This window comes from Aetokthonos hydrillicola CCALA 1050, from assembly GCF_017591665.1.
In the GTDB taxonomy this organism is placed as follows: domain Bacteria; phylum Cyanobacteriota; class Cyanobacteriia; order Cyanobacteriales; family Nostocaceae; genus Aetokthonos; species Aetokthonos hydrillicola.
The window spans coordinates 1-5,435 of sequence record NZ_JAAKGC010000197.1 but is presented as its reverse complement, the minus strand read 5'-3'; the positions used below and the strand labels follow the sequence as shown (position 1 = coordinate 5,435).

The following is a 5,435-nucleotide window of genomic DNA, read 5'->3' as shown; positions in this document are numbered from 1 at the left end:
ATTTTTGAACTAGTCACCGAACATGGTTGGAAACTCATAGCGCTTGAAATCATGCCCGACCACGTACACTGCTTCTTGAACGTCCCGCCTCATGAATCGCCTTCTGATATTGCCCGATGGATTAAAGCGAGAGCGTCTCATCACCTGAGACAGGAGTTTCCAGAACTTAAAAAAATGCCTTGCCTTTGGAGTCCTAGTTATTTTGTTGCTTCAACTGGTCAAGTCAGCACGCTCCGTGGTTAAGCGATACATCGAAGACCAGCGTTCTAAGTAGATACTGGCTAGTTAAAACTAGCCGTCAGCTTTCATCCCCCGGCTAGAAGCCGGAGGCTCGAGAGCATATTATTGGTAGTTGCGCTACCTTAAGGGAAGCAATCCCGTGTCTATAGCGAAGACAGCGCAACTACGAACAAGTCCTAGAAGCTGTATCCAACTCCTGCTTGAAGGCTCAGAGCATCTGAGTCACTGCCTTTGTAAGCATCAATGCCGAATTTAGCATCGCTGTATATCACGGTGTTTTTAGCAACTTGTGATTCAGCACCAAGGGTTAATACAGGAGCATTCTTGTTTCCTAACTGGCTTGCTTGACCGTCGTCAGTTACAAAGGAGTAACCACCACCCAAGTAAAGGTTAGTGTTTTTGGCGATCGCCGCATCGTAAGTCAGTGTTGGCACGATCGCTACAGAATCACCACCAAATAAGACTGCACCACGAACTGAAACAGGAGCGTTTTTGAGGGCATATCTTCCTTGAACGTTTCCACCTAATAGAGCGGCATCATTTTGTCTGCCACCATTGGTAACGCCAGCAGAAATACCAGCACCAATGTAACTACGATTCATGCCACGGCTCGCGGTTGTCGTGTTCGACGTTGTGGATGTTTGAGAGTTGTAGTTACCGTTGCTATCAGTTGTTGTAGATGTTTGAGAGGTGTAATTGCCGTTGTTATCAGTTGTTATACTTTTTGTAGTTGTTGTGGATGTTTGAGCACTAGCGACTCCAGCAGAGAGTACTACAGTTGCAACAGCAATCGCACAGGTAGCTAATTTTGTAAGTTTCATATATATTCTCCTCAAGGGAGTGTAATCTAATCAATTTGCTCTACTACTAGATTCTCCTTTTTTACAAAAAGTAACCTCACACACTTGGATAACCTGAATAGGTTAAAATTATTCACCCAGTTAGGTGAGCCAAGTTGGAGACTTCCTAGCAAGTTCTGTTAAAATCCAGATATTTATAATTCAAACTCCGATGAAAGAAACTGTCCTAGAGGTTCGGAATCTGCAAGTGGAATTTTCAGGCGACAGCAGTACGATCAAAGCTGTAGATGGTATTTCTTTTGAACTGCATCGAGGAGAGACTCTAGGAATAGTAGGAGAATCAGGATCAGGAAAATCAGTTACAGCCTTAGCTGTAATGAGGCTAATACAGACTCCAGGTAAGATAAGTGGAGGCGAGATTTGGTTTCGCCCTCAGGAGAATGGTACACCAATCAATTTGCTAGCGCTGCCAATTGAGCAAATGCAGCTGTACCGGGGCGGCGACATCGCCATGATTTTTCAAGAACCGATGAGCTCTCTCAATCCGGTTTATACGATTGGGTTTCAGCTAACAGAAGCAATTAAGCGACATCAGGATATTTCCGACGCTGAAGCAAAGCAAAAGGCGATCGCAGGTTTGCAGGAAGTAAAGCTTCTTCCCAGTGATGAGATTCTTCGAGAACAATACATAGAATCATCAAAATACACTTCTTTAACTCTAGATGAGCCAAAACTAGAAAAATTAGTCAAGCTACACAAAGAAGCAATCCTAGAACGCTACCCCCATCAGCTTTCAGGGGGTCAACTGCAGCGAGTCATGATAGCAATGGCAATTTCTTGCAACCCATTACTATTAATTGCTGATGAACCAACCACGGCGTTAGACGTAACCGTACAAGCAACAATTATTGAATTGCTGCGAGAGTTACAAATAAGCCGTAATATGGGGTTGATTTTTATTACCCACGACCTTGGACTCATTGCTGAGATTGCTGATAGTGTAGCAGTGATGTACAAAGGTAAAATTGTCGAATGTGGTCAAGTTGAACAAATATTTAGTGATCCTCAACATCCATATACTAAAGGCTTAATAGCTTGCCGTCCTACTCTCAGCCGCCGTCCGCAAAAACTTCTGACAGTTTCGGACTACATGAACGTAGAAGAACAATCAACAGGAGAGGTGGTGATTAAGCCAAAACAACCAGAACAACCACCTGAAGTTACTTTCGAGGAAATTGAGCGTAGATTAGCAAACCTAGAACAGCAACAGCCTTTGTTACAAGTCCATGATCTTAAGGTGGGTTTTCCTGTACGAGGGGTTTTTGGCGGTACAAAACGCTACAACATGGCAGTTAATGGTGTTTCCTTTGATGTTAAACAGGGAGAAACGGTAGGACTAGTAGGAGAATCTGGTTGTGGCAAAACCACTCTAGGTAGAACGTTGCTACGATTAATTCAACCAATGGGTGGTCGAATCGTCTTCGAGAATCGAGACATCACCACACTCAAAGGAGAACCGTTGCAACAGTTGCGACGGGAAATGCAAATAATCTTTCAAAATCCATTTAGCTCCCTTGATCCACGTTTAAAGATTGGGGACGCAGTTAAGGAGCCTTTGGTAATTCATTCTATTGGTAAAACTAACAAGCAACGGCGAGAGCGCGCGGCTTATCTCTTAGAAAGAGTAGGATTGAGTGCAAACGACATGAATCGTTATCCTCATCAGTTTTCTGGTGGTCAACGTCAGCGTATTTGCATTGCTCGTTCGTTAGCGTTAAATCCCAAGTTTATTATCTGTGATGAATCGGTTTCAGCTTTAGATGTTTCTGTACAGGCACAAGTGCTGAATCTTTTAAAAGAATTACAAGAAGAATTTGGGTTGACTTATATCTTTATTTCACACGACTTGAGTGTGGTGAAGTTTATGAGCGATCGCATCCTGGTGATGAACCAGGGTGTCATTGTTGAACAAGGTACAGCAGAAAGTATTTATCAAGCACCTAAACAAGAATATACTCGGAAGCTTATTGAGTCAATTCCTACTGGTAGTCCTGAACGTAGGCGCGATCGGCAATTACGAGCGTCATAAGATATAAGTAGTGAAGAACTAGTTAAATATTTTTTACCAAAAATCGTAAGTATATTTCTATGCTTCCCTCCGTCTTCAAAACCTGTCTTCCTAGAGAAGAAATCTTAGCAGGGGAACTTTCTCCTGAACTATTCGCCGCTAAGCTGCGACTGGTTGTGGAAGGGAAAGCACCTCAAGTATACCAAGATCCTACAGCCTTTTTTGCCAATACTTTTGCTACCGATGGTTTGAAAACCCTAATTTCTGAGGTGTTTGGGCGGCTGGTAGGTGCTGCTGTTGGCTCCCCAATTATCCGACTGGAAACTAGTTTTGGTGGTGGTAAAACTCATGATGAAATTGCTTTGTGGCATATTGCTAAACATGGAAGAGAGATTCCAGGACTAGAGCGTTTTACTGATGATATTAATTTAATACCAGATAGACCTATTCAAGCCTCTGCGATCGCGTGCCAAGATCTTGATCCAGTTAACGGTGTTTTCCATCCAGAGACTGGTATTACAACTTACACCCTTTGGGGAGAAATTGCTTATCAAATCAATGGTGTGGCTGGTTACAGCTTGCTTAAAGGTTCCGACGAACAGCGAGTTAGTCCTGGGACAGTTGTTTTAGAAAGAATAACCCAGGGGGAACCCACAGTCATTATCCTTGATGAAATCGCCACATACCTAAGAAAAGCCAAAGCTGTTATAGTTGGTAACAGCGATTTAGCCGGACAAGTTGTTGCTTTTTTATTCGCCCTCATGGACTTGGCAGCAGCTTGTGATAATTTAGTGTTTGTTTACACCCTCGCTTCGTCTAGTGACAGTTTTGGCGAAGAAACCACCGAAATTCGGGAAACAATTTCTGCAACAGCTAGACAAGAACGCATTCTTAAACCCAGCACTGATATTGAAATTTACAATATAGTAAAACAAAGGATGTTCAGCAGTATAGAAGCTAATGCTGCTACCAACGCTGCTAGAGAATATTTACAAAGTTATAAAGCTAGTCGTATTAATTTACCAGATGGTTGTAAAGATGCACGCTACATGGAAAGCATCGAGCAAAGTTACCCCTTCCATCCGGAATTATTTAACCTACTGACTAAAAAAATCGCCTCTATTCCTAACTTCCAACGTACCAGAGGCGCTTTGCGGTTATTTGCTAGAGTTATACGTTATCTATGGTCAGATATAAATACATGGATACCCGTCATTCATCCCCACCATATCCCTGTTGGTATTGAGGAAGAAATCACCAGTGATTTAACAGCCCGTTTAGAACGTCCCTTGATGCGGATTACTATCCAAGCTGACATTTACAACAAAGATGGTAGAGAAGCACACGCGCAGTTACAAGATGCAGAATGGAAAGCTGCTGGGAAACCTCCTTTTTCAACCTGGGTAGCTCGGACTATTTTTTTGCATTCCATCACTCAAGGTATATCGGCTGGTATTCGTCGCGCCGAATTGAATTTATCTTTGTTGACACCAGGACTAGAAATTGGCTTTGTTGATACTGCTTTAGAAAGGTTGAGTGAAGTTGCTTGGTACTTGGAAAATGACCCGGTTACAACTCTAGCTCGTTTCAAGGAAGAACCATCAATCAATAAAATTATTGCGGAAGAAAAAGCCCAAGTTGGAGTTACCGAAGCGAAAGACGATTTGCGAAATCGCCGCGACACCATTTTTGCAGATAAATTCTTCAAGCTAGTTATTGCGCCAGAATCACCAGGGGATGTGGATGATGTATCAGATAGTATCACCCTGTGTTTAATTGATTTTAACGAAGCGACAATTTCTGTAACTACTGAAGGAGCACCCGCACTTGTCGAGAAAATTTTTAATGAAACAGGTGAGTCTGGTAAGTTTCGGACTTTTAGAAATCGTTTGTTGTTTTTACTCGCCAATAAGCACGAACTAGAGCGAGCAATTGACAACGCTAGGGAATTTCGGGCTATTCAGAATATTCTAAATTCGCAAAATCGCTTGCAAGATTTATCAGAAAGTCAGCAGAAACAACTCAAAGATAAAAAAGGTTCTCTTGATTTAGGAGTAAGAGTATCTTTAACAAATGCCTATCGCCACTTATTTTACCCTGCTAATGACCCTGTAAAAGCTCCCAAGGGGTTGATGCACTACACCCTTGCTGCACAAGATTCTAGTGATGTGAGGGGTAAAAATAATCAACAGGATGTTATTTTCTAATAATAGATCGCATAAAGTAGACAGTACAACCCTCATAATTTATGACAAAAAAGAGGGGTTTGATAATGGCTACCAAAAACATGAGTTTCAACTATCCAATATTGAGCAAGTTGCACCGGT

3 protein-coding genes and 1 pseudogene are annotated in these 5,435 nt (G+C 42.2%); 3 read left to right on the top strand and 1 reads right to left on the bottom strand.

The features are described from left to right. A pseudogene (tnpA, locus tag G4P69_RS35305) lies at nt 1-274 on the top strand (IS200/IS605 family transposase); the annotation flags it as partial. 142 nt (nt 275-416) lie between these two features. Here tnpA and G4P69_RS35300 read toward each other — a convergent pair. Beyond that, entirely contained in the window at nt 417-1,061 is a 645-nt protein-coding gene (locus G4P69_RS35300) for a hypothetical protein (protein WP_243902695.1), read from the bottom strand. Between the two features lie 190 nt (nt 1,062-1,251). Between G4P69_RS35300 and G4P69_RS35295 the strand changes: the two genes are divergently transcribed. Further along, complete coding sequence (locus G4P69_RS35295) at nt 1,252-3,129, top strand: ABC transporter ATP-binding protein (protein ID WP_208345334.1); 1,878 nt, start codon at nt 1,252-1,254, stop codon at nt 3,127-3,129. A 59-nt stretch (nt 3,130-3,188) separates the two neighbouring features. After that, on the top strand, nt 3,189-5,315 hold the full coding sequence (locus tag G4P69_RS35290; RefSeq protein WP_243903144.1) for an ATP-binding protein: 2,127 nt from the start codon (nt 3,189-3,191) through the stop codon (nt 5,313-5,315). The last annotated feature ends 120 nt before the right edge of the window (nt 5,316-5,435 follow it).